Origin of the sequence: Asaia sp. W19, assembly GCF_003994335.1 — a bacterium.
Classification (GTDB): Bacteria; Pseudomonadota; Alphaproteobacteria; order Acetobacterales; family Acetobacteraceae; genus Asaia.
Genome location: NZ_PNQZ01000019.1, coordinates 266,523 through 288,019, shown reverse-complemented (window position 1 = coordinate 288,019; position 21,497 = coordinate 266,523). Strand labels below are relative to the sequence as shown.

Here is a 21,497-nt window from a genome sequence, read left to right as displayed (position 1 = left end):
AAAGGTTTGTCATATGGTCGACGTTTCCGCTCCTGCACATGCGGCTTTGTCCAGTAACGAGACATCGCGCGGGGTTCGCCAGGCGCCCCCAGGCTCCATGGTCATTTTTGGCGGTGGCGGTGATCTGACGAAACGACTTCTGGTCCCTGCTATCTATAATCTGGACTCTGCCGGTCTGCTCAGCGAGGATTTCTCGATCATCGTGGTCGATTGGGCCGAGATGACGACCGAGGGGCTTCTGGAACAGCTCAAGGGCGCCCTGGACGACTTCGTGAGCAAGCGTGGTACCAATGCCACCAAGCTGCGTCAGGATGTATGGGATCGCCTCTCGCAGAGCATCACCTATCTGCGCGGCTCCTTTGAGGAGCTCTCGACTTTCGAGGCACTCAAGGAACGCCTGGGCGATCGTTCTGCCGTATTCTACCTTGCTGTAGCGGCGCGCTTCTTCGGGCCCATCGTCGATCTTCTCGGAGAATCAGGTCTTGCCGACCAGACCGATACGGTTTCGCGTCGTGTCATCATCGAGAAGCCCTTCGGTGCGGATCTGGAATCAGCAAAGGCGTTGAACGCTCGCCTGCTGCGCTCACTCGATGAAAATCAGATCTATCGTATCGATCATTATCTCGGAAAAGAAACCGTCCAGAATATTCTGGCCCTGCGTTTCTCAAATGGCTTTTTCGAACCGTTGTGGAACCGCCAGAATATCGATCACGTGCAGATTACAGCAGCCGAAACCGTGGGCGTGGAGCGCCGTGGCCGCTTCTATGAGAGCACCGGTGCCATTCGCGACATGGTGCCGAACCATCTCATGCAGCTTCTCTCCATGGTTGCGATGGAGGCCCCGACCTCCTTCGATGCCGAGGCCGTGCGTGACGAGAAGGCCAAGGTGCTGAGTGCCATCCAGCCTATCGACCTCTCCCAGGTGGTGCGCGGGCAATATGTCAGCGGGTCTTTCGGGGTGGGGGACGAAGCTGAGGCGCTTCGCGGCTATCGCGAGGAGCCTGATGTCGCCATGGGCAGCCAGACCGAAACCTATGTCGCCATGAAGCTGCGTATCGATAACTGGCGCTGGGCCGGCGTGCCGTTCTACCTGCGGACGGGCAAGCGCCTGCGTCGTCGCAAGACCGAGATCGCCATCCATTTCAAACAGGCACCGTTCGCTCTCTTCCGTGACACGCCTGTCGACAAGCTCACACCCAATATCATGGTGCTGCATATTCAGCCGACTGAAGGCGTGACCATGCAGTTCTCGGCAAAGGTACCGGGGCCGTCCGTGCGTCTGGGCGGTGTGCGCATGAAATTCGATTATTCCGACTGGTTCAGCGAAGGCCCGAGCACCGGCTACGAGACGCTGATCTATGACTGCATGATCGGTGACCAGACGCTCTATCAGCGCGCGGATACCATCGAGGAAGGCTGGCGTATCGTGGAGCCCGCCTTCACCCAGAACATCGCCGATAAATCGCCGCTCTGCTTCTATCCGGGTGGTCTTGACGGTCCGCGTGAAGCTGATGAACTGCTGGCCCGCAGCGGTCGTCGCTGGCTGGACCTGAACAACTAGACCAATCTCACACCCAAGAAGGAGATGTCATGACTGTCGATCTGGATGCCATTCACGCAGCGTTGCCGCCTATGGCGTCCACGATACGCCTTGTCGTTTCCGATATCGACGGCACGCTTATCGGCCCTGATAAAAAGCTTGCCGCCTCGACCCATCAGGCCGCGAAGCAGCTGGCTGAGGCCGGGATTGCGCTCTGTCTCGTCAGCTCGCGTTCCGCCGAAGGCATCCTGCGCTACCACCATGAGCTCGCTCTCAAGACGCCCTTCGGCGCTCTGAATGGCGGGCTCATTGTCAGCCCGGATGACGAGATCCTGTCTCACCTGGTCCTTTCCGAATCGACCGTGCAATCGGCTTGTGACACGCTATCCGTGCACAAGATCGACACATGGCTGTTTCGTGACCATGACTGGCTGATTCGTGATCCCGGAGCTTATTACGTTGAGCATGAGCGTAAATCCGTTGGAATCGAGCCGGTCGTTGTGCCGGATTTCGGGCCGTATCTCGGCGGTGTCGGCAAGATCATGGCAGCAAGCAGCAATCCGGCGCTGCTTCAGCGTATGGAAGTAGAAATCGGTGCCATGCTGACCGGTCAGGCCAGCGTACACCGCTCTTCGGATTACTATCTCGATATCACCCACAAGGATGCCAATAAGGGCTTTGCGGCCAAGGCTCTGGCCAAGCGTCTAGGCATTCCCATGGAGGAGGTTGCCTGCATTGGTGACATGTCCAATGATGTGCCGATGCTCGGCATTGCAGGGCTTGGAATCGCCATGGGGAATGCCTCTGCCGAAGTCAGCGCGCATGCGCATGTCACGACGGGGCGAAACGACGCCGATGGCTGGGCCGAAGCAATGGAGCAATTCGTTCTCCCGCGCGCGCCCTGAGGCCCAACCCGCGGGCTTGGGGACGCCAGGCACTTATTGCCAGACAAGACAGGGCTCGGCCCGTTGAGGGTGACCCTGCCAGACAGGCCAGCGGAGCCGATGCTGGCCTGACAGGAAGGATTGAAGAATATGAGTGGACATGATGTGACCTCTGCCCGCGTGGTAATTCTGGAGGATGGCGAGGCTGTCGCCCGGAAAATGGCGCAGTGGCTGCTCGATCAGGCGCTGGCCAAGAAGGAAGGTCCGTTTGTCATGGCGCTTTCGGGTGGGTCGACACCTAAGCGCCTGTTCAAGATCATGGCTGAACCCGAATACGCTTCGCGTTTTCCGTGGCGCCATACCCATGTGTTTTTCGGCGATGACCGTCATGTGCCGTTCACCCATGAGGACAGCAATTTCCGCATGACGGACGAGCTCCTTCTCGAGCATGTCGATCTGCCGACAGAGAACGTGCATCCCATCCCAGCCGATGGCACAGCCGCGCAGGATGCCGTCTGGTATCAGAATGCGTTGCAGGACCTCTATGGCAGCCATCACCTGATCCCGGGAAAGCCGCTTTTCGATGTGGTGATGCTTGGCATGGGGCCTGACGGTCATACGGCCTCGTTGTTTCCGCGTCAGCCCATTCTGCAGGAGCGTGACAAATGGGTCGCCGCTTGCACACCTGACAACGCGCCGCATGACCGCGTGTCGCTGACCTACTCCGCCATTCATTCGAGCCGCGCCGTTGTGTTCCTGATCGAAGGGGCTGGCAAGGCCGAGATGCTGGCGCGTGTCCGGGCGGGTGAGGAAGCGCTTCCGGCCGCGCATATCACGTCGGAAGGCGAGGTTGTTTTCCTGGTGGACAAGGCGGCCGCGGGAGGGCTGTCCAATGACTGACGCCCCGACTGATACCGCCGCTGCGCGGGTTGCCGAGCTCAAGCGTGAGGCGGCGACTCACGCGATTGCCTATATCGAGGACGGTATGGCCGTTGGCCTGGGGACGGGCAGCACGGCAGAGTTCATGATCGACGCGTTGGGTGAGCGCGTCCGTCGCGAGGGGCTCAAGATCCGGGCTATCCCAACCTCGGAAGCAAGCGCAGCTCAGGCACAGAGCCTGAACATCCCCATCACGAATTTCTCGGATGATCCCTATCTGGACGTCGCGATTGACGGTGCGGATGAGGTCCAGACCGGCTCCCTTTTTCTGATCAAGGGACGGGGCGGCGCGTTGTTGCGTGAGAAGATTGTTGCGGTTTCTGCACGCAAATTCATCGTCATCGTTGATGAGAGCAAGATCGTTAAGGATCTGGGGACCCATATGCCGGTCCCGGTCGAGATCATCCCCTGGGGTTGGGAGCGTGTCGAAAACCTGCTGCGCAAGACAGGTGCAAAGTCTTGTGTGCCGCGTCGCAAGGAAGATGGCTCGCTCTATATGACCGATAATCACAACATCATCATCGATTGCGATTATAAGCGCATCGAGGAGCCGCGTGCTCTGGCTGATCGTATCATCTCCATCACGGGCGTGGTCGATCACGGACTCTTCCTCGACATCACCTCCGAGGTGCTGGTTGCCGGTGCTTCGGGGCTGCAGAGGCTGACAGCATGAGTGGGGCGTCTTGCGGGGCAAAGCCCGGCCTGTTCGTCGTCATGGGGGTTTCGGGCTGCGGCAAGACAACCGTCGCCCAAGGGCTCGCCGCCTATCTGAAGGCGCCGTTTCAGGAGGGGGACAGCCTTCATCCCCCCGCGAATGTCGACAAGATGCATAGCGGCATTCCGCTCGATGATGCCGATCGTGCGCCTTGGCTGCGCATCTGTCATGAATGGCTGCGCACGCATGAGGCGACTGGCGGGGTCCTGACCTGCTCTGCGCTCAAACGCAAATATCGTGACACGCTGCGCAACGGGCTGGACGTGACCTTTGTCTATCTCGAGACAAGCGAACGCACGATCGCGGAGCGCCTCAAGCAGCGCATCGGCCATTTCATGCCGCCGAGCCTGCTGCCAAGCCAGCTTGCGACGCTTGAGCCGCCGGGAGCGGATGAGAATGTCATCACTGTGGATAGCGCGGGGACGCCTGAAATCGTCATGGCCAAGCTGACAGAGGCGCTCAAAGCCCGCAAAGCCTGAGCCGTATAGCCATGAGGGATCGATCCGGTTGCGAAAACTGGATCGATCCAACACCCGACCGGATCATTTTGTCCCCGAATACCAACAGCTTATGCACATCCTGATCCGCAGAGTTGTTCCTTGAATCTGGGGATAACTCGCATTGGGGGGGTCCTTGCCACGTGCGGTTGCCATGGCACGAAATCGCTGCGGTAGACACGCCATCCACGCCTCATTTCAGCCCTTAGTCATGCGTTATCGTATCTGTTCTGGGACGGATTTGAATAAAGGATGGAGGCGATGATGCTCCCGACACCCCCGCGGCCAGTTGCGCGCTTGATCGCGCTCGGCGCGATATCGGCCTGTGTGCTCATCCTGACCGGATGCAAGCATCGCCATACGGACAGCACGGCTTCACTGGATGTGCCCATGCCAGCCCCCTCGGTGGGGTCGTTCGGTGTGGCCCGCTTCGCAGGAATACCGGCCGCGCTCAAGGCCGGGCGAAGCGATATTGCTTATGATCACACCCTGACAATGACCGTCCCTTCGACGAAGGTGTCGACGCATTTCACCCATCTGCGCGATCTATGTCTCGGTATGGAGGGGTGCGCGCTCGTCTCAGCGAATATGGAGACCGAGGAAAGCGGCCCCGGCGAATTTACACATGAGGCCCGTATCTCCGCCCGTCTTCCACATGAGCGCATCGAGGCTTTCCTGAAAGTGGCCGGAGCCATCCTCCCGGGAGAGCGGCTGGACGACGTCGTGACGAGCAATGCGAACACGAACGAACTCGACCTTCATGGCAGCGTGACAGATGTTGAGCGCCGACTGGCACAGCTCACCACCTATCGCGACCGGCTGGAGGCGCTCGAGGGACAGAGCGCTGGGCGCACGGATGATCTGATCAAGATCGCCAAAGAGCTTTCTGAAACCCAAAGCGCTCTGGAGGCCGCGCAGAAGGAACGGGCGGATCTCTCCCGTCAGATCGATACCGAGAAGGTTACGGTCACCTATCAGAGCGCGCGCGAGGTCGTGAGCCCACTCCGTCAGAGCCTGCGAAAGACGCGGCAACTCTTCATGGAGAACCTGGCCGATCTCTGGGTGTTCCTTGTGCAGGTCATCGTCTGGGGGCCGCTCATTCTCCTTTCTCTCCTGGTGTTACATGGGCTGTGGCGCCGAGGATGGTTCAGCCGAAACTGAGGCAGGCCACGGGTGATTCCGATTGCCCAGGATGAGGTCTTTGAGGGGGCGAGGGCTCAGCGATTCGTGAGGAAACGAACCCTTGCCTCCGTCAAACGTCAGGACCCATACCGAAGGATAAATATTCTGTAATTCTTAAAGGCTGGCTCATTGCTTTTATCCCACGCTCGACCCAAGGATCAAGGCCGCCCCATCGAGACGGATATTCCAGCACGTCTGGATCGTCTCCCCTGGTCGCGTTTTCATATGCTGATCGTAGTCGCGCTGGGGATCACGTGGATCCTGGATGGACTTGAGGTCACAATCATCGGATCGCTCGCCCCGTCGCTTGAGCGTCGGGACACGCTCGGCCTTACGGAGACAGGAATTGGTTTTGCTTCTTCTGCCTATGTCGCCGGGGCCGTACTGGGGGCGCTGATCTTTGGCTGGATGACGGACCAGCTCGGGCGCAAGCAGATCTTCTTTCTTACATTGGCCCTCTATGTGGTGGGGGTGGGGGCATCGGCGCTTTCCTGGGGGCTGGGCAGCTTCGCCTGTGCACGTTTCATCACAGGGATGGGTATCGGCGGCGAGTATTCTGCCATCAATTCGGCGATCGATGAGCTCGTGCCGGCGCGTCTGCGTGGGCGTGTCGATGTCATGGTCAACGGCACGTTCTGGGCAGGAGCCGCCTTTGGAGCGCTCGGCTCGGTCTGGCTTCTCGACTCCGCCATCATCCCCGTGTGGCTGGCTTGGCGCATCGCCTTCGCACTCGGGGCTTTATTGGGTATTGCTGTGCTGCTGCTGCGCACTTTTGTTCCGGAAAGTCCGCGCTGGCTCATCACCCATCGCCGCGTGGAAGAGGCGGATGCTATCGTGTCGCTGGTGGAATCCCATTGTGCCGAGCCAAAAGGAGGGTGGAAAACCAAGCTTCCCAAGGTTTTGATCTATCCGGCGGGCGTGTTCAGTCCGATGGAGATGATCAAGATCATGATCCAGCGCTACCGTGCGCGTTCGCTGTACGTGCTCGTCCTGATGATCTCACAGGCATTCCTCTATAATGCGGTGTTTTTCACATACGGGATGGTGCTTACGAAATATCATGCGGTCGAGGCACGTAATGTCGGCTGGTACATCTTGCCTCTTGCTCTGGGAAATCTGCTGGGGCCGCTCATTCTTGCGCGCTGGTTCGATACATGGGGCCGTCGCCGCATGATCGGGCTGAGCTATGCTATCTCAGGGCTGATGATGCTGGGTGTTGCCTATGCCATGGGTGCCGATCTGCTGACAGCGTCGACCCAGACCCTCTCCTGGTGCGGTATCTTCTTCTTCGCCTCCGCTGCTGCTTCCTCTGCCTATCTTACGGCCAGTGAGCTTTTCCCGCTTGAAATGCGCGCCTTCGCGATCGCGGTGTTTTATGCGGTTGGGACCCTGTTCGGTGGCGTGGCGGCACCTGTGATCTTCGGGCATCTCATCGGGACCGGGAAGCTCTCACTCCTCGTAGTGGGTTATGTCGCAGCGGCCATTCTCATGATCGGCGCCAGCGTCGTTGCCTGGATCTGGGGGGTGGATGCGGAGAACCGGTCGCTGGAGGAGGTCGCCCCTCCGCTTTCCGAATTTTATGCCAAGCAGGAGCAGGGCCTTGTGTGATTGCCCTGGTCCTTCGCGTATGGATGAGCGCGGGCGGCGCTAGCGCACCCTGCAGGGGGCCGCCCTGATGGGCCTGTTTCGGGCGCCTTCAGCTCTGATAAAGTTCAAGAGGTAATCCATCAGGGTCAGTGAAGAAGGTGTAGAGCTTGCCCGTATAGGGATCCGTTCTCACTGGTTCGCAGCGGATCGCGTGATTCTCGAGATGCGCAACGGCTGCCTGCATATCGTCGACACTAAAGGCGAGATGACGCAGGCCCGCCGCTTCGGGCTGGGTAGGGCGCGTTGGGGGCGTCGGAAAGGAGAACAGCTCGATCTGCGTCGTCCCGATAGCGATATCGCATTTCCAGGACTGTCTCTGTGCCCGCCAGATTTCACGGATGATCTCAAGCCCTAGGATCTCGGTGTAGAAATGCCGGGATTTCTGATAATCCGAGGCGATGATCGCGATGTGATGGACGCATTGGAACATCGTCGGGGGACCTATTTCTGCCGGGCTTTGCGGCCATTGGACAATTCGGTCACGACGCCATGCATCGTGCGCAGTTCTTGTTCGGTGACTTCGCCGCGCTGGAAAAGATGGCGCAGGTTACGCACCATGCCGGGACGCTTCTGCTCATTGCGCAGAAACCCGCATTCATCGAGATCTCGGGTGAGATGCCCGAGGAAATTTTCCAACTCGCCCTTTGTGGCCACATGGGTCTCGTTCGTCATGAGTGTACGGGGCGGCGTGGTCTCGCACGCCATCCACCATTCATACGCCATGATCAGTACAGCCTGGGCCAGGTTGAGTGACATGAAATCCGGATTGAGCGGATAGCGTATCAGCACATCCGCACGGGCCATGTCCTCGTTATCCAGACCGGCACGCTCCGGCCCGAAAAGCAGCCCGGCCTTGAGCCCACGATCCGCAATGGCGCGCAATTCGGAGGCGGCGCCCCGTGCGGTCATGACCGTCTTCACGATATGGCGCGGGCGCGGGCAGGTGGCCATGACGTGGTGGAGGTCGGCCACTGCTTCATCAACCGTATCAAACACCTGGGCCGCATCGAGAATACGGTCAGCCCCGGATGACGCATACCAAGCACGTTCCTGTGGCCAGCCATCGCGTGGTGCGACAAGACGCAGATGAAACAGACCGCCATTCGCCATGGCGCGTGCTGTCGTGCCCACATTCTCGGCAAGCTGAGGGCGAACCAGAATGACGACCGGGCTGAATTCGCCGATCGGGCCGATATCGGCACCGCCATCGCGTCCGGTCATGCGCGCCTCCATGTCGTGCCTTGCGCCGTGTCTTCCAGGATGATGCCTTGCTCGGCAAGCTGGGCGCGCAGATTGTCAGCCAATGCGAAATCACGAGCCTTCTTGGCGGCACCACGCTGGGCAATCAGGGCGTCGATGGCGGCTTCATCAGAGCCCGCGCGGAACCAGCTATCCGGGGAAAGCTCCAGGATGCCGATCAGCTTGCCGCAGGCCTTGAGCGAGGCCGCGGCGCTTTCGTCACCCTGCAAGGCTGCATCGGCCAGCGGGTGAAGGCAGGAGAGCGCGAGGGGTGTATTCATATCGTCGCACAGGGCCTGCATGAAAGGCTCCGGTACGATACCCTGCTGGCTGGTCGGTGTCTTTTCGAGCGCGCGGTAAAATCGGTCGAGAATGCGTTTGGCCTCGTCCAGTTTTTCCCAGGTGAAATCGAGCACCGAGCGGTAATGCGTCCCCAACATGAGAAAGCGCAATGCCTCGGCGGGCGCCCGTGTCAGCACCTCACGGATAGAGAAGAAATTCCCGAGAGACTTGGACATCTTCTCGCCATTGGAGAGCAGCATGGCATTATGCAGCCAGTACCGTGCAAAACTGCTGCCTGGATGGCAGCAGAGGGACTGGGCGCGCTCATTCTCATGATGCGGGAACATCAGATCGTCCCCCCCGCCATGGATGTCGAAGCTTGCGCCCAGATACCGATAGGACATGGCGGAGCATTCGATATGCCATCCCGGTCTGCCGCGTCCATAAGGGCTCTCCCATCCCGGCTGCTCCAGCGTTGACGGCTTCCAGAGCACGAAGTCACCAGGATGGCGCTTATAGGGAGCGACCTCGACACGGGCCCCAGCGAGGAGATCATCCGGGCTTCGACCGGACAGGCTGCCATAGCTGGCACAACGATCTACGGCAAAAAGAACATGTCCCTCGGCTTCGTAGGCGTGGCCGTTCGCAATGAGCTGGGCAATCATGGCGAGCATGTCGACGATATGATGTGTCGCGCGCGGTTCGATATCGGGGGGCAGAATGCCCAGCGCCGCTACATCTTCATGAAAGGCGATGGTCGTACGAGCGGTCAGGCTCGCGATATCCTCGCCATTGGCCTGAGCACGTGCGGTGATCTTGTCGTCCACATCGGTGATATTGCGCACAAAGGTGACCTGCGTGAACAGCCTGCGCAGCAGACGCACGAGAATATCGGCGCTGAGCATGGCGCGCAGATTGCCGATATGTACGGCGTCATACACTGTGGGTCCACAGTAATAGACACGCACATTTTCCGGATCCAGCGGCGTGAAAACCTGTTTCCGCCGTGTCTGGCTGTCATGCAGGGACAAGGAATAGGGAGGGGTGGCCATGATCCAGAGTAGATGCGTCAGCCCCGCGTTGAGCGCAACTCTAATTTACGGCTTCTGATGCTGGTTTTCTGCCCGCACTGGTATAAGCAGGGCATCATGACAGAAATTCGCTCTTCCATGACGGCGCCGGGCTGGGGCCAGCACTTGCGCGCGCTGATCAGAATTGCCGCGCCGCTGAGTTTCTCGCAGTTGAGCGAGATGGCCATGAACGTGACCGATACCATCCTGCTGGGCGGGCTGGGGGCCACGGCACTCGCCGTCGGGGGCATGACCACCAATCTGTTCTTTTGCACTTTCATTACCTTCCAGGCGGCTCTGGGTGGGGCGAGTATCCTGATTTCCCGCGCACGGGGGCGTGCCTTCGCGGCTCAGGGGCAGCTGGAAGATCTCTCGGGTATTGTCACGTCGGGTGTGCTCCTCGCGCTCCTGCTCTGCCTTCCGGTCCTGGCTATCCTGCTGCCTGCGGGCTCTCTGCTACGCTTTTTCAATGAGCCTGCGATCATCGTCACGCAGGGCAGCCAGTTCATGCATCTGCTGCTTTGGGCACTTCTGCCTGATCTGGTGATCATCGGTCTGCTGCGGATCATTCTGCCCGCATTCGGCAGCGAGCGTCTGCTGCTCTGGACCATGCCAGGCATGGCCGTGCTGAACGGTCTGCTCAATTATGGGCTGATACACGGGCGGTTCGGCCTGCCACAAATGGGGCTCTGGGGCTCCGCCTGTGCGACCATCGCCACAGGCTGGTCGGTGGCTATCCTGCTGGTGGTCCTTGCACGTAGCCAGTCCCATCTGAAGCTGCATCTGCGCCTCACGCGTCCCGATCGGGCGGCATTAGGTGAAATGCTGCGCCTTGGGCTGCCCATGATGGGGGCGACCGGGGCGGAGCTTCTCGCCTTTCAGATGACGGGACTTCATGCTGGGGCGCTTGGCGCTGTGTCGTCTGCTGCGCATCAGATCGCGCTCAGCGTGACCAGCACGGCCTTCATGATCAGTCTTGCCCTCTCTCAGGCGGTCAATATCCGTGTCGCCTACTGGCTTGGCGCGGGGGCACCGGCGGCAGCGTTGAGATCGACACTTGGGGCGATCATGCTGGTGGTGCTCTGGACCAGTTTCACAGCCACGATGCTCCTCGTTTTTCCGCAGGTCGTCGCCGGGTTCTATCTGGATTCCGGGAGCGCAGACGCCGCTGCCGTGATGCCTGTAGCGATTTCGCTGCTGAAGATTGCAGGCATTTTCCAAATCCTCGACGGCGTGCAATGCGTCTGTTCCGGCGCGCTGCGTGGCTGCCATGACACGTTCATGCCCATGCTGATGATGGTGCTCACCTATGTTCCTGTCTCCATCCTGGGAGGAGACTGGTTGGCGTTCGAGGCTGGTTACGGGGCAGTCGGGCTCTGGATCGGGCTCGCAGGAGGTTTGGGAATTCTGTCGGTTCTGCTTTCGGTACGGCTGTTTTTTACTCTGCGGCGCGCCCTGGAGGGCACATTGAGCGCTGCCGGGCGGGGATGTGCCGATCCGGCTTGAGCGGATCGGCATGGATATTTCCGCCGCAATGATGTGGCTTTAGGCCTCGGGGATACGAATGGTCTGACCGGGATAGACCCCGTCATGATGGGCGAGTTCGGCCTCGTTGGCCTTGTGAAGGTCGTCGACGGTCACATCCGCGTCTGTCTTCTCGGCAATGGCCTGAAGTGTCTCGCCCGGTGACACCTGATGGAAGACGGGAGCGGGCGTTCCCTCAGGAACGGTGATATCGGCATGGACCGTATCGATACCGGCAATATTTCCGGCAGCAAGGATGATGGCGTCACGTTCTGCTGCCGTTTCCGCACGCCCCTTCACCGCGATGGTCGTATCGCGCACTGTGATATGGGATACGGAAAGCTGGGACATGCCGTATTGCTTGAAGGCGCGCTTGATGAGGTTCTCATGCGGTGCCTTGGGGGCAGGGGCGCCAGCCGGGTTGATGGCCGTGACTTCTGCCTGATCGTTCAGCTTGCGTCCCGCAGCACGGTTGAACTTGAAAATGGCCATTTCGGGTTCCTTTCCTTGGAATGACGCCAATGCGCCCCGCTGTGGCGCGATAGTATCCTGACGCATCGTGACGCAGGATGTTCCCCCGAGCGCGCTTTTGCCGAGGCTGGGGTCTAGTGATCCGCGTTTTTGATTGACAGTCGAGGGGGGGTCCTATAGGAGCCGCCGCTATTGCCGGGAACGTGGACATGCCGGCCGTTGTCATCTCGGGTTCTGCATCCCGTGACAGCGGTTCGAGGGATGCGCCCGTCTTTCCTAATTCGGGGAAAGGCCTACCGGCGCAACATGCGGTTGTAGCGCAGCGTCAGGACAACCCGAAGTCGAAGCGAGTTCTTGCACATGAGCAAGCGCCAAGAGAGCAAGTACAAAATCAATCGCCGTCTGGGCGTAAACCTGTGGGGCCGTGCCAAGTCGCCGGTCAACAAGCGGGAATACGGCCCCGGTCAGCATGGCCAGCGCCGCAAGCAGAAGCCCTCCGACTTCTCGATCCAGCTGATGGCCAAGCAGAAGCTCAAGGGCTATTACGGCAACATCAGCGAGAAGCAGTTCCGCAAGTACTATGACGAAGCCGTCCGTCGTAAGGGCGATACGTCAGAGAACCTGATCGACCTGCTGGAGCGTCGCCTGGATGCGGTGATCTACCGCCTCAAGTTCGCGATCACCCCGTTCGCTGCTCGTCAGTTCGTCAGCCATGGCCACGTGACGGTCAATGGCCGCAAGGTGAACATTCCCTCGTACCTCGTCCGTGACGGTGACGTCATCGAAGTACGTGAGAAGTCCAAGCAGCTTGCTGTCGTTCTCGATGCCGCGCAGTCCGCCGAGCGTGACGTACCGGAATACATCGAGGTCGATCATCGCCAGATGAAGGGCAAGTTCGTTCGCAGCCCGCGTCTGTCCGATGTGCCGTACCCCGTGCAGATGGAACCGAACCTCGTGGTTGAGTTCTACTCGCGCTAAAAGACCCGTCTCTACCGGGTGTTCTCTGGCCAATGCCGGATCAGGGTCACCCTGGTCCGGCATTCGTCATTTCTGGTCCCTGAATTCAAGCGAAGGTCCCCTCGATGTCCGAAGCCGCGTCCGCCCCCGTTTCCGCCACCGGTCTTGGCAGCGAGATCCGCCGCCGCCGGACCTTCGCCATCATTTCCCATCCAGACGCCGGTAAGACCACCCTGACAGAGCGTATCCTGCGTGCCGGTGGGGCGATCCAACTTGCGGGTAACGTGCGGGCAAAGGGTGAACGTCGCCGCACCAAATCAGACTGGATGGGCATCGAGCGCGATCGCGGGATCTCCGTCGTGACCTCGGTCATGACCTTCGAATATGGCGGGTGTGTCTTCAACCTGCTCGATACACCGGGTCATGAAGACTTCTCCGAGGATACCTATCGCACGCTCACCGCGGTCGATTGTGCCGTCATGGTGATCGACGCGGCAAAGGGGATCGAGGATCGCACACGCAAGCTCTTCGAGATCTGTCGCCTGCGTGACATTCCGATCGTCACCTTCATCAACAAGATGGATCGTGAGGCGCAGGATTGCTTCGGTCTGCTGGATGAGATCGCCTCGACACTGGCGCTCGATACCTCGCCAGCCACCTGGCCGATCGGCCGCGCCGGGCATTTTGCCGGGACATACGATATACGTACCCGTGAGATCCGGGGCGAGGCTGCGACGCTGGCGCAGTCAGATGCGCGCATGATTGCCCTGTCGGAAGAGCTCGAACTGGCGGAGGCTGCCCTGCCGCTCTTCGACCGCGAATCCTTCGATGCCGGGCATCTTACGCCGGTCTTCTTCGGGAGTGCCATGAAGGAGATCGGGGTGACCGACCTGCTCGATGCACTCGTGGCTTACGGCCCTGCGCCGCGTGCGCAGCCCAGCGAGACACGCGAGGTCAAGGCCGATGAGGAACAGGTGACGGCGCTGATCTTCAAGATCCAGGCCAATATGGACCCGAACCATCGTGACCGTATGGCCTTTGCCCGTATCTGCTCCGGGCGCCTGACACGCGGTATGCGTCTGAAGCATGTGCGTACCGGCAAGCAATTTGCGCTCCACACACCCCAATTCTTCTTTGCGCGTGACCGCCAGTTGGCGGAGGAAGCTTTTGCCGGGGATGTGGTGGGGCTGCCTAATCACGGCACGCTCCGCATCGGCGATACGCTCTCGGAAACCGAGGAGCTGCGTTTCACCGGAGTTCCGCATTTTGCGCCGGAAATCCTGCGTCGCGTGCGATTGGATGATGCCATGAAGGCCAAGAAGCTGCGTCAGGCGCTGGTCGAGCTGGCAGAGGAGGGGGTCGTGCAGCTTTTCCGGCCCCAGGACGGACTGCCCCCTATCGTGGGCGTGGTGGGAACCCTGCAGCTGGATGTGCTTCAATCCCGTCTGCAGGGCGAGTATGGCGTGGCAATCGGCTTTGAATCGACGCCCTACACCATAGCGCGCTGGGTCACCGGTGAGCGTACCAAGATCGAGGCGTTCTCGATGGCGAACCGTTCCGCTATGGCAGACGATCTCGACAGCGACCCTGTCTTCCTGGCGAGTTCGACCTTCATGATGCGTCGGATGGTGGAGATGAATCCGGATCTCGCTTTCCATGATATCAAGCAGATTGGCCTGAGTAGCTGACCGCCATAGGCGTGCTACTCGCTGCGCGGTGGGTAGGCTCAGGAATCCTTGCCAGAATACGACGGTAGCGGCGAGGCAGATGGCTGAGAAGAAGACGGTCGGGCATCTGTTGTAGCGTGTGGCGATGCGCCTGCAGTCCTTGAGCCGGCCGAACATGATCTCGATACGATTGCGGTGCCGGTATTTGCGTTTGTCGTAGTTCACGGGCGTCGTGCGGGATCTCCGGCCTGGAATGCAAGGTCTGATCCCCTTTTCCTCCAGCCCGTCCCTGAACCAAGCGGCATCATAACCACGATCAGCCAGGGGGCCCCTTTGCAGCGGGCAGATCGTCCAGCAGGGCAGCGGCCCCGGTGTAATCGCTGATCTGGCCTGCCGTCATGAAGAACCTGATCGGGCGGCCATTCCTGTCTGTCACCGCGTGCAACTTCGTGTTCATGCCGCCTTTGGTCCGCCCGGTCAGGCGGCCTGGACCCCCTTTCTGATTCGCAGGCTCGAGCCCGTGCTGCGCTCCTTCAGGTAGGTCGCGTTGATCATGATCGTCTGGTGATCCAGTCTGCCGGCCGCCAGACCATCCATCATCCGGGCAAAGATCCCCATGGCGCCCTACCGTTTCCAACGATTGCAGAGCATTTTTGTGCGAGCCACACTCTCGCGAAGCTTCCCCCTAGCGCAGCCCGTTGCGGTTCACGAAGATGATCCCGCTCAATACACGCCGGTCATGAACACGCGGTCTGCCATGGCGCCTTGGGAAAAACGGCTCCAGACGCGCCATTTGCTCGTTCGTCAGCCAATACGGGTCGCTCATCGTCAGTCTCCTCAAGGAGCCTGAGCCGAGTGCGCCTAGCCGGACTTACGATCATAAAAAAGCCCCGGCATACGTCGGGGCTTTTTTCGTGGTGACCGCCTCGTGATGGCCGGGCTACAGGATGAGCAAGGCGATCGCCCCCAGGGCGAAAAGCCCTCCCACAAGGGCTCCCAGCATGAGGAAGATATTCTCCCCCTCGTGATGCAGAGGCGTCATGCCAACGCGGTCTGAACGGTCGATACGATATGTCTGAGCCATGACCAACCTCCCATGAGGCCTGTCGCAGAAATTGCAAAGCCTCCTTAAACATTACCTATATGTAATGCGAGGCTTCGCTCGACAAGGGGAGGGGCAAAAAAGAAAAAGGCCCCCGGCATGAATGCCGGAGGCCTCTATTCTGGAACCGATCGAGAAGCCTCCGGAGACGCTTCTCTCTCAGGCCGAAATCAGCGCAGGATGATTTCGACGCGACGGTTCTGCGGCTCACGGGTGTTCGGACCCGTCGGGACCAGCGGGTGCTGCTCGCCGTAGCCGTGGATGTCGATCGCAGCGGAAGGAACGCCGTCACGGATCAGCTCAGCCTTGACCGACTGTGCGCGACGGACCGAGAGGCCCATGTTGTACTTCTGGCCGCGTGCACCGGGGTGAGCAGCAGAGTTGTCGGTGTAGCCGTTGACTTCGATGCGCGTCGTCTGGACGTGCGTGGAAGCCTGAGCTGCCTGGGCAACGATCTCACGAGCGCGACCCGTCAGGTTCGACTTGTCCCAATCGAAGAACACCAGATAGGTGCGAGCGGGCTGAACGGTCGGCGGAACGACAACCGGAGCAACCGGCACCGGCGGGGGAGCCGTGTCGAAAGCGTAGCGCAGGCCGACGATGAACTGATGATTGAAACGGTCATCAAAGTTCACGTTGCCCTTGTGCAGGCCCGAACCATTGCGGTTCCACGAGGTGGAGCGATATGCGCCATCCGTGAAGGTCTGGCCGATCATGCGGTATTCACCGGTGATGGCAAGACCCGGAACGCCCGGAATGTCATAAGCCGCACCGACGATGCCCTGATAAGCGAAGCCGCCCTGCGTGCCGCCAACGCGGTTCACAGCACCATTGGTGTAAGCCGTGGTGATCGGGTTGTAGTGCTGCCACAGGTAACCTGCACCGACACCGACGAACGGCGTGATCGGCAGGTTGATGCCGAACTGGGCGAGGTCGATGTCATACAGAACGTTGACAAAGCCACCATAGGACTGGTCGGAACCGCTGGTCGAACCAGGAGCGCCCGTCGTGTTGCGGTGGTTGATCTGGGAGTAGTTGTAGACGCCTTCGACTTCAGCGCGGAGGCCGTTACCGAAGCCCCAGCCGAACGAACCGAAGCCCGTGAAGCCGTCCTTGTGACGGAACTTGGAGCTGGTGCCGCCGTTGCCGGTCGTGCCGTCAGCCTGCGTCGTCGGGGAGAAGTGAGCGTGCTGGGTCTGAACCAGATTATAGCCACCGCCGATATTGACATACGGGCCGGTGATGGTGCTCGCCATGGCGATCGTCGGGGCGGCTGCCATCGACGTCATGGCCAGAAGTGCCGTGCGGAGACGCATTAGTTTCGTCCTCATAAATTCATCCAATCAAGCCTGCTGCGATCCCTCCAGGGAGGCGATGCAACAACAAGCTCAGCGCGATGCATAAGTGCGTATAGAGCCGTCAGTTCCGGTTCAGGAAGTGAGTTCCATGGGTATTTGACGATTAGACGAAATAGCCGTGTCCAAACTGCAACACTCCATTCCGTCCGATTAACAATTTCTTATGCAGCGACCCGTTCTAGCGGGTGTGTTCATGAATCCTGTCATCAACGGATCGTGAGGCGAGTGACTGATCTGCAAGGAAAATCGCCGGATCGTCACAGCGCACTCAGGCGCTGCAACCAGCTTCGACCAAAACGTCACGCACCGTGTCCATTTCAACATCGCGGGTCGTGAAGGCGCGTCCGATCCCGTGCATCAGAACAAAGGAAAGGCGGCCATCCTGGACCTTCTTGTCGCGGGCCATCGAACGGATGAGTTCCGACGCGCTTAGGGTCTCGTCGAGCCAGTCGAGTCCGGCTGGCATGCTCAGCCCGCGCAGATGACGATCAAGGCGCTGCAGGTCGTGCTCGGGGCAATAACCAAGCCTGACCGACAGCGATGCGGCGAGATGAAGGCCGATTGACACGGCTTCTCCGTGAAGCAGACGGCCGTCATAACGGAAATGCGCCTCCAGAGCGTGGCCGAAGGAGTGGCCGAGATTGAGAAGCGCGCGCCCATCTTGTGCGGCGGTTTCCTTCTCGTCTTCCATGACCACGCGTGCCTTGAACTGACAGGCGCGATGAACCGCCTCAGCGAGGGCGGCTGGATCGCCGTCGAGAATATCGGCGCCATGCGCTTCACACCAGGCGAAAAGGGCAGGGTCGGCGATCAACCCGGCTTTGACGATTTCGGCATAACCCGCGACACGCTCGCGGCGTGTCAGCGTGGCCAGGGCGGAGCTGTCGGCCAGAACGATCTGGGGCTGATAGAACGCGCCCACCAGATTTTTCCCGGCACGGGCGTTCAGTCCTGTCTTTCCGCCCACCGAACTATCCACCTGGGAGAGCAGGGTGGTGGGAATCTGGACGAAAGGCACACCGCGCAACACGCTTGCTGCCACGAAACCGGAGAGATCCCCCACTACCCCGCCGCCCAGGCCGATGATCGCGGTGCCTCGCTCCATTCCGTGATCGAGGATGTCGTTTATCAGCGCGGCATAACGCGTGAGGGATTTGGATTCCTCGCCCACGGGCACCACGAAAGGCTCGGCGTCGAATCCTGTTTCTGCAAGGCTGAAGAGCAGGCGCGGCAGATGCAGCGCCGCCACCGTTTCATCCGTGACGATCACGACACGCTTTTGCGGCAGAATCGGCGCGAGATAGGACCCCGCCCGACCGATCAGATCAGAGCCGATCAAGACCTCGTAATGATGCGATTCGAGAGTGACCGGCACCTTCAGAGGATGCGCATAGCTGTCGAGGGCTTCGACAATGCGTTGGGCGCCGTGATCGACGCTGTCATCTCCACAATCCACGATAATATCTGCCTCTGCATAAATAGGATGGCGCTGGGCCTGAAGCGTAGCGAGAGTCGTCTCGACGTTGCCCTTGTCCAGAAGGGGGCGGCCGGTCCGACCGGATACACGCCGGACGAGGATCGGCAACGGACAGCGCAGCCAGATCGAGCGGGCATGGGTTTTGACGAGTTTGCGTGTCTGGGCGTCGATGAAGGCACCGCCGCCGGTCGCAAGAACTTTGGGCCCTCCCTGGAGGAGGCGCTGAATCACACGACGCTCGCCATCGCGAAATGCCGGCTCCCCATGGCGAGCGAAGATTTCAGCGATCGTGCACCCGGCGGCGCGCTCGATCTCGTGGTCGGCGTCGATAAAGTCGAGGCCGAGTCGTGCGGCGAGACGGCGACCGATGGTCGTTTTTCCTGCCCCCATCAGCCCCACGAGCACGATAATCCCGGGAGGGGAACCGATCGGGGAGGGGACCGATCCGGGAGCGGGATCAGGCAGGTCGGGCATCGTTTCGGATCGATCAGCAAAAAAGGTGGGGCGTGACATTCCTGCAAGGCTAACATACAGGAGAGCACCTCGCCACCGAGCAGGCTCCAGCAGGGGCGGGCTCGGGACAGGCATTTCCGTCTTCGCGCCCTTTATGAGGAGCTTTCATGTCCACGCTGAGCTTTCCCAGGATCGCCCTGGCACTTCTCGTCCTGATCGTGCTGGGCCTCGGAGGGGTATTTCTCAAGCTGGGCATGAATCCGCCTCTGCCTGTGCAGACCATCGTGCACAAGGATCTGCCGGGAACGCAGTTTGCCGCCTCCACCCAGGCGCAAGCGCTCCCCGCCATGCCAGTTCCGGCTGCACAGGGGCCGATCAATACGGGGCAGCCCGCCCAGGCTCTGCCCACCATGCCTGAGCCCAAGGCCTCTCCGACGCTTCAGCACTAAGGTGATGAAGGAAGGTACCCTGCCGCCTGCGGCAGAGGCCTTTCTCGAAATGCTGGCGGCGGAGCGTAACGCTGCGCCGCGTACGCGTCAGGCCTATGCGGCCGATCTCACCGACTTCATCGCTTTTCTGACACTGTCCTGCGCGAGGGCGCCCGTTGCCCTGCTGGACGCCACTCAGGCAGAAATTTCGGCCTATAGCGTTTCCGGTGCCCAGTCCGGCCTTGCCTCGAGCAGCGCGGCACGACGCCTGTCCTGCCTGCGTCAATTCTACCGCTTCGCCCAGCGGGAAAACTGGTGCCCCAGAGATCCGACAGAGGGAGTCGGGATGCCGCGTCTCGACAGACCTCTTCCCAAATTGCTCTCTGAGGCGCAGATCGAAGCGCTACTCGATCAGGGATGCCGTGGCCATGACGACCCACGGCGTGATCTGGTCAGTCGGGCCGCGCTTGAATTGCTCTATACAACAGGGCTGCGCATTTCCGAGTTGCTGTCGCTTCCGGGACGGGTGTTCCAGAATAAGGCGCCCATGGTGCTGATCAGAGGCAAGGGAGGGCGAGAGCGCCTTATCCCGATCTCGCACGCAGCGCGTGAAGCAGCACGCGCGCTCCTGCATCATGACCGTGATATCGACAGCCCCTATCTGTTTCCCGGCCGCAACCCGCATAAACCGCTCACCCGACAGGGATTCGACAAGATCCTGTTCCATGCAGCGCTACGAGCTGGCCTCGATCCCGACCAGATCTCGCCCCATGTGCTCAGGCATTCCTTTGCAACGCATCTTCTCGAGCGCGGGGCGGATCTGCGCGCCTTGCAGATGCTGCTTGGCCACGCCGATATCGCCACCACTCAGATCTATACCCATGTGATGCAGGAGCGATTGCGTCAGGTGCTTGCCCAGCATCATCCGCTTTCGGACGGCGCAGGATCATGACGCAATGGATTGTTGTCGCACTGGAACCCGTGCTATCGGCGGGTCATGCGTCAGTATCTCGATTTCGAAAAGCCGGTTGCCGAGCTTGAAAACAAGATTGCCGAACTTCGCCAGATGGCCAAGGACGGCGAAGGCATCAACATTGCCGACGAAATCGGCAAGCTCTCCGACAAGGCGGAAAAGCAGCTCCGGGCCGCTTACACCAAGCTGACGCCCTGGCAGAAGGTCATGGTGGCGCGCCACGCCCAGCGTCCGCGCGCCCTCGATTATTTCCGGGGCCTGCTCGAGGACTATACGCCGCTCGCCGGTGATCGCCTCGGCCATGACGACCAGGCGATTGTCGGTGGTCTTGCCCGCTTCCGCGGTCAGGCGGTGATGGTGATTGGCACTGAGCGCGGTTTCGACATGGAGTCGCGCCTGCGCCATAATTTCGGCATGCCGAAGCCGGAAGGCTATCGCAAGGCCCAGCGTCTTGTTGAAATGGCCGGGCGTTTTGGTCTGCCGATCCTGACCTTCATTGATACCTCGGGCGCCTGGCCTGGTATCGATGCTGAGGAGCGCGGACAGGCCCAGGCCATCGCGCGTTCGACCGATTGCTGCCTGCGTGCACCCGTACCGCTGGTGGCCATCATCATCGGCGAAGGCGGCTCCGGCGGCGCTGTTGCGCTTGGCGCGGGCGATCGCGTGCTCATGCTTGAGCATTCGATTTACTCCGTCATTGCGCCGGAGGGCGCTGCCTCCATCCTGTGGCGCGATCCCAAGCAGGCGCCGACCGCGGCTGAGGCTCTCAAGCTGACGGCGCAGGATCTGTTGAAGCTGCGTCTGATCGACCGGATCATTCCTGAGCCGATCGGTGGAGCACAGCGTTTCCCGGATGAAGCAATTGCCGCAGTAGGCGATGCCATCGGGGATGTACTGGCCGAGCTGATTCCGTTTGAGGGCGAGGCCCTGGTGGCGAAGCGCCGCGAGAAGTTCCTCGCCATGGGTCGCGACGCTTTGTGAGTCATAGAGCGGGGTAAGCCGGCTTCTCGCCATGCTTGCCTCTCCCCTTGATGAGCTGCGAAAAATCGCCCGGTCAGCAGACCGGGCTTTTTTTTGCCGCCTTCGGGGAAA

The 21,497-nt window shown here is 60.3% G+C and carries 20 protein-coding genes and 1 pseudogene; 13 read left to right on the top strand and 8 right to left on the bottom strand.

What is annotated here, in order from left to right:
• Nucleotides 1-13: 13 nt before the first annotated feature.
• The 7 genes from zwf (at nucleotide 14) to C0V97_RS05505 (ending at nucleotide 7,365) form a co-directional block, all read left to right on the top strand.
• The gene (gene zwf, locus C0V97_RS05535) at nucleotides 14-1,561 is read left to right on the top strand and encodes a glucose-6-phosphate dehydrogenase (RefSeq protein ID WP_127101470.1); all 1,548 of its coding nucleotides are present in this window, start codon (nucleotides 14-16) and stop codon (nucleotides 1,559-1,561) included.
• A 29-nt stretch (nucleotides 1,562-1,590) separates the two neighbouring features.
• Nucleotides 1,591-2,445, top strand: coding sequence for an HAD family hydrolase (locus tag C0V97_RS05530; RefSeq protein WP_127101468.1), 855 nt, complete (start codon nucleotides 1,591-1,593; stop codon nucleotides 2,443-2,445).
• Between the two features lie 129 nt (nucleotides 2,446-2,574).
• Nucleotides 2,575-3,324: a 6-phosphogluconolactonase gene (gene pgl, locus C0V97_RS05525; protein ID WP_127101466.1), complete on the top strand. Its 750-nt coding sequence runs from the start codon at nucleotides 2,575-2,577 to the stop codon at nucleotides 3,322-3,324.
• Nucleotides 3,317-4,036, top strand: a complete 720-nt coding sequence (gene rpiA, locus C0V97_RS05520; protein WP_127101464.1) for a ribose-5-phosphate isomerase RpiA — start codon at nucleotides 3,317-3,319, stop codon at nucleotides 4,034-4,036. Before pgl ends, rpiA begins: the two co-directional genes overlap by 8 nt.
• Nucleotides 4,033-4,557, top strand: coding sequence for a gluconokinase (locus tag C0V97_RS05515; protein ID WP_127101462.1), 525 nt, complete (start codon nucleotides 4,033-4,035; stop codon nucleotides 4,555-4,557). Before rpiA ends, C0V97_RS05515 begins: the two co-directional genes overlap by 4 nt.
• A gap of 279 nt (nucleotides 4,558-4,836) precedes the next feature.
• A complete protein-coding gene (locus tag C0V97_RS05510) occupies nucleotides 4,837-5,736 on the top strand; it encodes a DUF4349 domain-containing protein (protein WP_158625350.1) in 900 nt (299 codons plus the stop codon).
• Between the two features lie 150 nt (nucleotides 5,737-5,886).
• Nucleotides 5,887-7,365 carry an MFS transporter gene (locus tag C0V97_RS05505; RefSeq protein ID WP_233581983.1) on the top strand — a complete coding sequence of 493 codons (1,479 nt, stop codon included), beginning with the start codon at nucleotides 5,887-5,889 and terminating at the stop codon, nucleotides 7,363-7,365.
• Between the two features lie 88 nt (nucleotides 7,366-7,453).
• Here C0V97_RS05505 and C0V97_RS05500 read toward each other — a convergent pair whose 3' ends face one another.
• The 3 genes from C0V97_RS05500 to cysS are packed head-to-tail and all read right to left on the bottom strand — an operon-like array spanning nucleotide 7,454 to nucleotide 9,977.
• Nucleotides 7,454-7,834, bottom strand: a complete 381-nt coding sequence (locus C0V97_RS05500) for a VOC family protein (RefSeq protein WP_127101458.1) — start codon at nucleotides 7,832-7,834, stop codon at nucleotides 7,454-7,456.
• 11 nt (nucleotides 7,835-7,845) lie between these two features.
• Nucleotides 7,846-8,625, bottom strand: a complete 780-nt coding sequence (locus C0V97_RS05495; RefSeq protein WP_199751646.1) for an RNA methyltransferase — start codon at nucleotides 8,623-8,625, stop codon at nucleotides 7,846-7,848.
• On the bottom strand, nucleotides 8,622-9,977 hold the full coding sequence (gene cysS / locus C0V97_RS05490; RefSeq protein WP_127101454.1) for a cysteine--tRNA ligase: 1,356 nt from the start codon (nucleotides 9,975-9,977) through the stop codon (nucleotides 8,622-8,624). Before cysS ends, C0V97_RS05495 begins: the two co-directional genes overlap by 4 nt.
• A gap of 96 nt (nucleotides 9,978-10,073) precedes the next feature.
• On the opposite strand from cysS, the gene C0V97_RS05485 reads away from it, so the two are divergent.
• Complete coding sequence (locus C0V97_RS05485) at nucleotides 10,074-11,501, top strand: MATE family efflux transporter (RefSeq protein WP_158625349.1); 1,428 nt, start codon at nucleotides 10,074-10,076, stop codon at nucleotides 11,499-11,501.
• A 39-nt stretch (nucleotides 11,502-11,540) separates the two neighbouring features.
• Here the strand turns inward: C0V97_RS05485 and C0V97_RS05480 are convergent, their stop codons facing one another.
• Complete coding sequence (locus C0V97_RS05480; protein ID WP_158625348.1) at nucleotides 11,541-12,011, bottom strand: LysM peptidoglycan-binding domain-containing protein; 471 nt, start codon at nucleotides 12,009-12,011, stop codon at nucleotides 11,541-11,543.
• 339 nt (nucleotides 12,012-12,350) lie between these two features.
• On the opposite strand from C0V97_RS05480, the gene rpsD reads away from it, so the two are divergent.
• Both rpsD and C0V97_RS05470 read left to right on the top strand, forming a co-directional pair.
• Complete coding sequence (rpsD, locus tag C0V97_RS05475) at nucleotides 12,351-12,968, top strand: 30S ribosomal protein S4 (protein WP_023978552.1); 618 nt, start codon at nucleotides 12,351-12,353, stop codon at nucleotides 12,966-12,968.
• Nucleotides 12,969-13,072: 104 nt separating this feature from the next.
• Complete coding sequence (locus C0V97_RS05470) at nucleotides 13,073-14,635, top strand: peptide chain release factor 3 (protein WP_127101448.1); 1,563 nt, start codon at nucleotides 13,073-13,075, stop codon at nucleotides 14,633-14,635.
• A 51-nt stretch (nucleotides 14,636-14,686) separates the two neighbouring features.
• Here C0V97_RS05470 and C0V97_RS05465 read toward each other — a convergent pair.
• From C0V97_RS05465 to aroB, 4 genes and pseudogenes are all read right to left on the bottom strand, one after another.
• A pseudogene (locus C0V97_RS05465) lies at nucleotides 14,687-15,440 on the bottom strand (IS5 family transposase); the annotation flags it as partial.
• Nucleotides 15,441-15,554: 114 nt separating this feature from the next.
• A complete protein-coding gene (locus C0V97_RS18305; protein ID WP_158625347.1) occupies nucleotides 15,555-15,698 on the bottom strand; it encodes a hypothetical protein in 144 nt (47 codons plus the stop codon).
• A 188-nt stretch (nucleotides 15,699-15,886) separates the two neighbouring features.
• Complete coding sequence (locus tag C0V97_RS05460; RefSeq protein ID WP_127101545.1) at nucleotides 15,887-17,032, bottom strand: OmpA family protein; 1,146 nt, start codon at nucleotides 17,030-17,032, stop codon at nucleotides 15,887-15,889.
• A 310-nt stretch (nucleotides 17,033-17,342) separates the two neighbouring features.
• A complete protein-coding gene (aroB, locus tag C0V97_RS05455; protein ID WP_127101446.1) occupies nucleotides 17,343-19,025 on the bottom strand; it encodes a 3-dehydroquinate synthase in 1,683 nt (560 codons plus the stop codon).
• 146 nt (nucleotides 19,026-19,171) lie between these two features.
• Between aroB and C0V97_RS05450 the strand changes: the two genes are divergently transcribed.
• From C0V97_RS05450 to C0V97_RS05440, 3 genes are read left to right on the top strand one after another with little or no spacing between them, the layout of a single operon-like run.
• The gene (locus tag C0V97_RS05450; protein ID WP_127101444.1) at nucleotides 19,172-19,453 is read left to right on the top strand and encodes a hypothetical protein; all 282 of its coding nucleotides are present in this window, start codon (nucleotides 19,172-19,174) and stop codon (nucleotides 19,451-19,453) included.
• Between the two features lie 4 nt (nucleotides 19,454-19,457).
• Nucleotides 19,458-20,384, top strand: a complete 927-nt coding sequence (locus C0V97_RS05445; RefSeq protein WP_127101442.1) for a tyrosine recombinase — start codon at nucleotides 19,458-19,460, stop codon at nucleotides 20,382-20,384.
• A 45-nt stretch (nucleotides 20,385-20,429) separates the two neighbouring features.
• A complete protein-coding gene (locus C0V97_RS05440) occupies nucleotides 20,430-21,386 on the top strand; it encodes an acetyl-CoA carboxylase carboxyltransferase subunit alpha (RefSeq protein WP_127101440.1) in 957 nt (318 codons plus the stop codon).
• Nucleotides 21,387-21,497 lie beyond the last annotated feature (111 nt).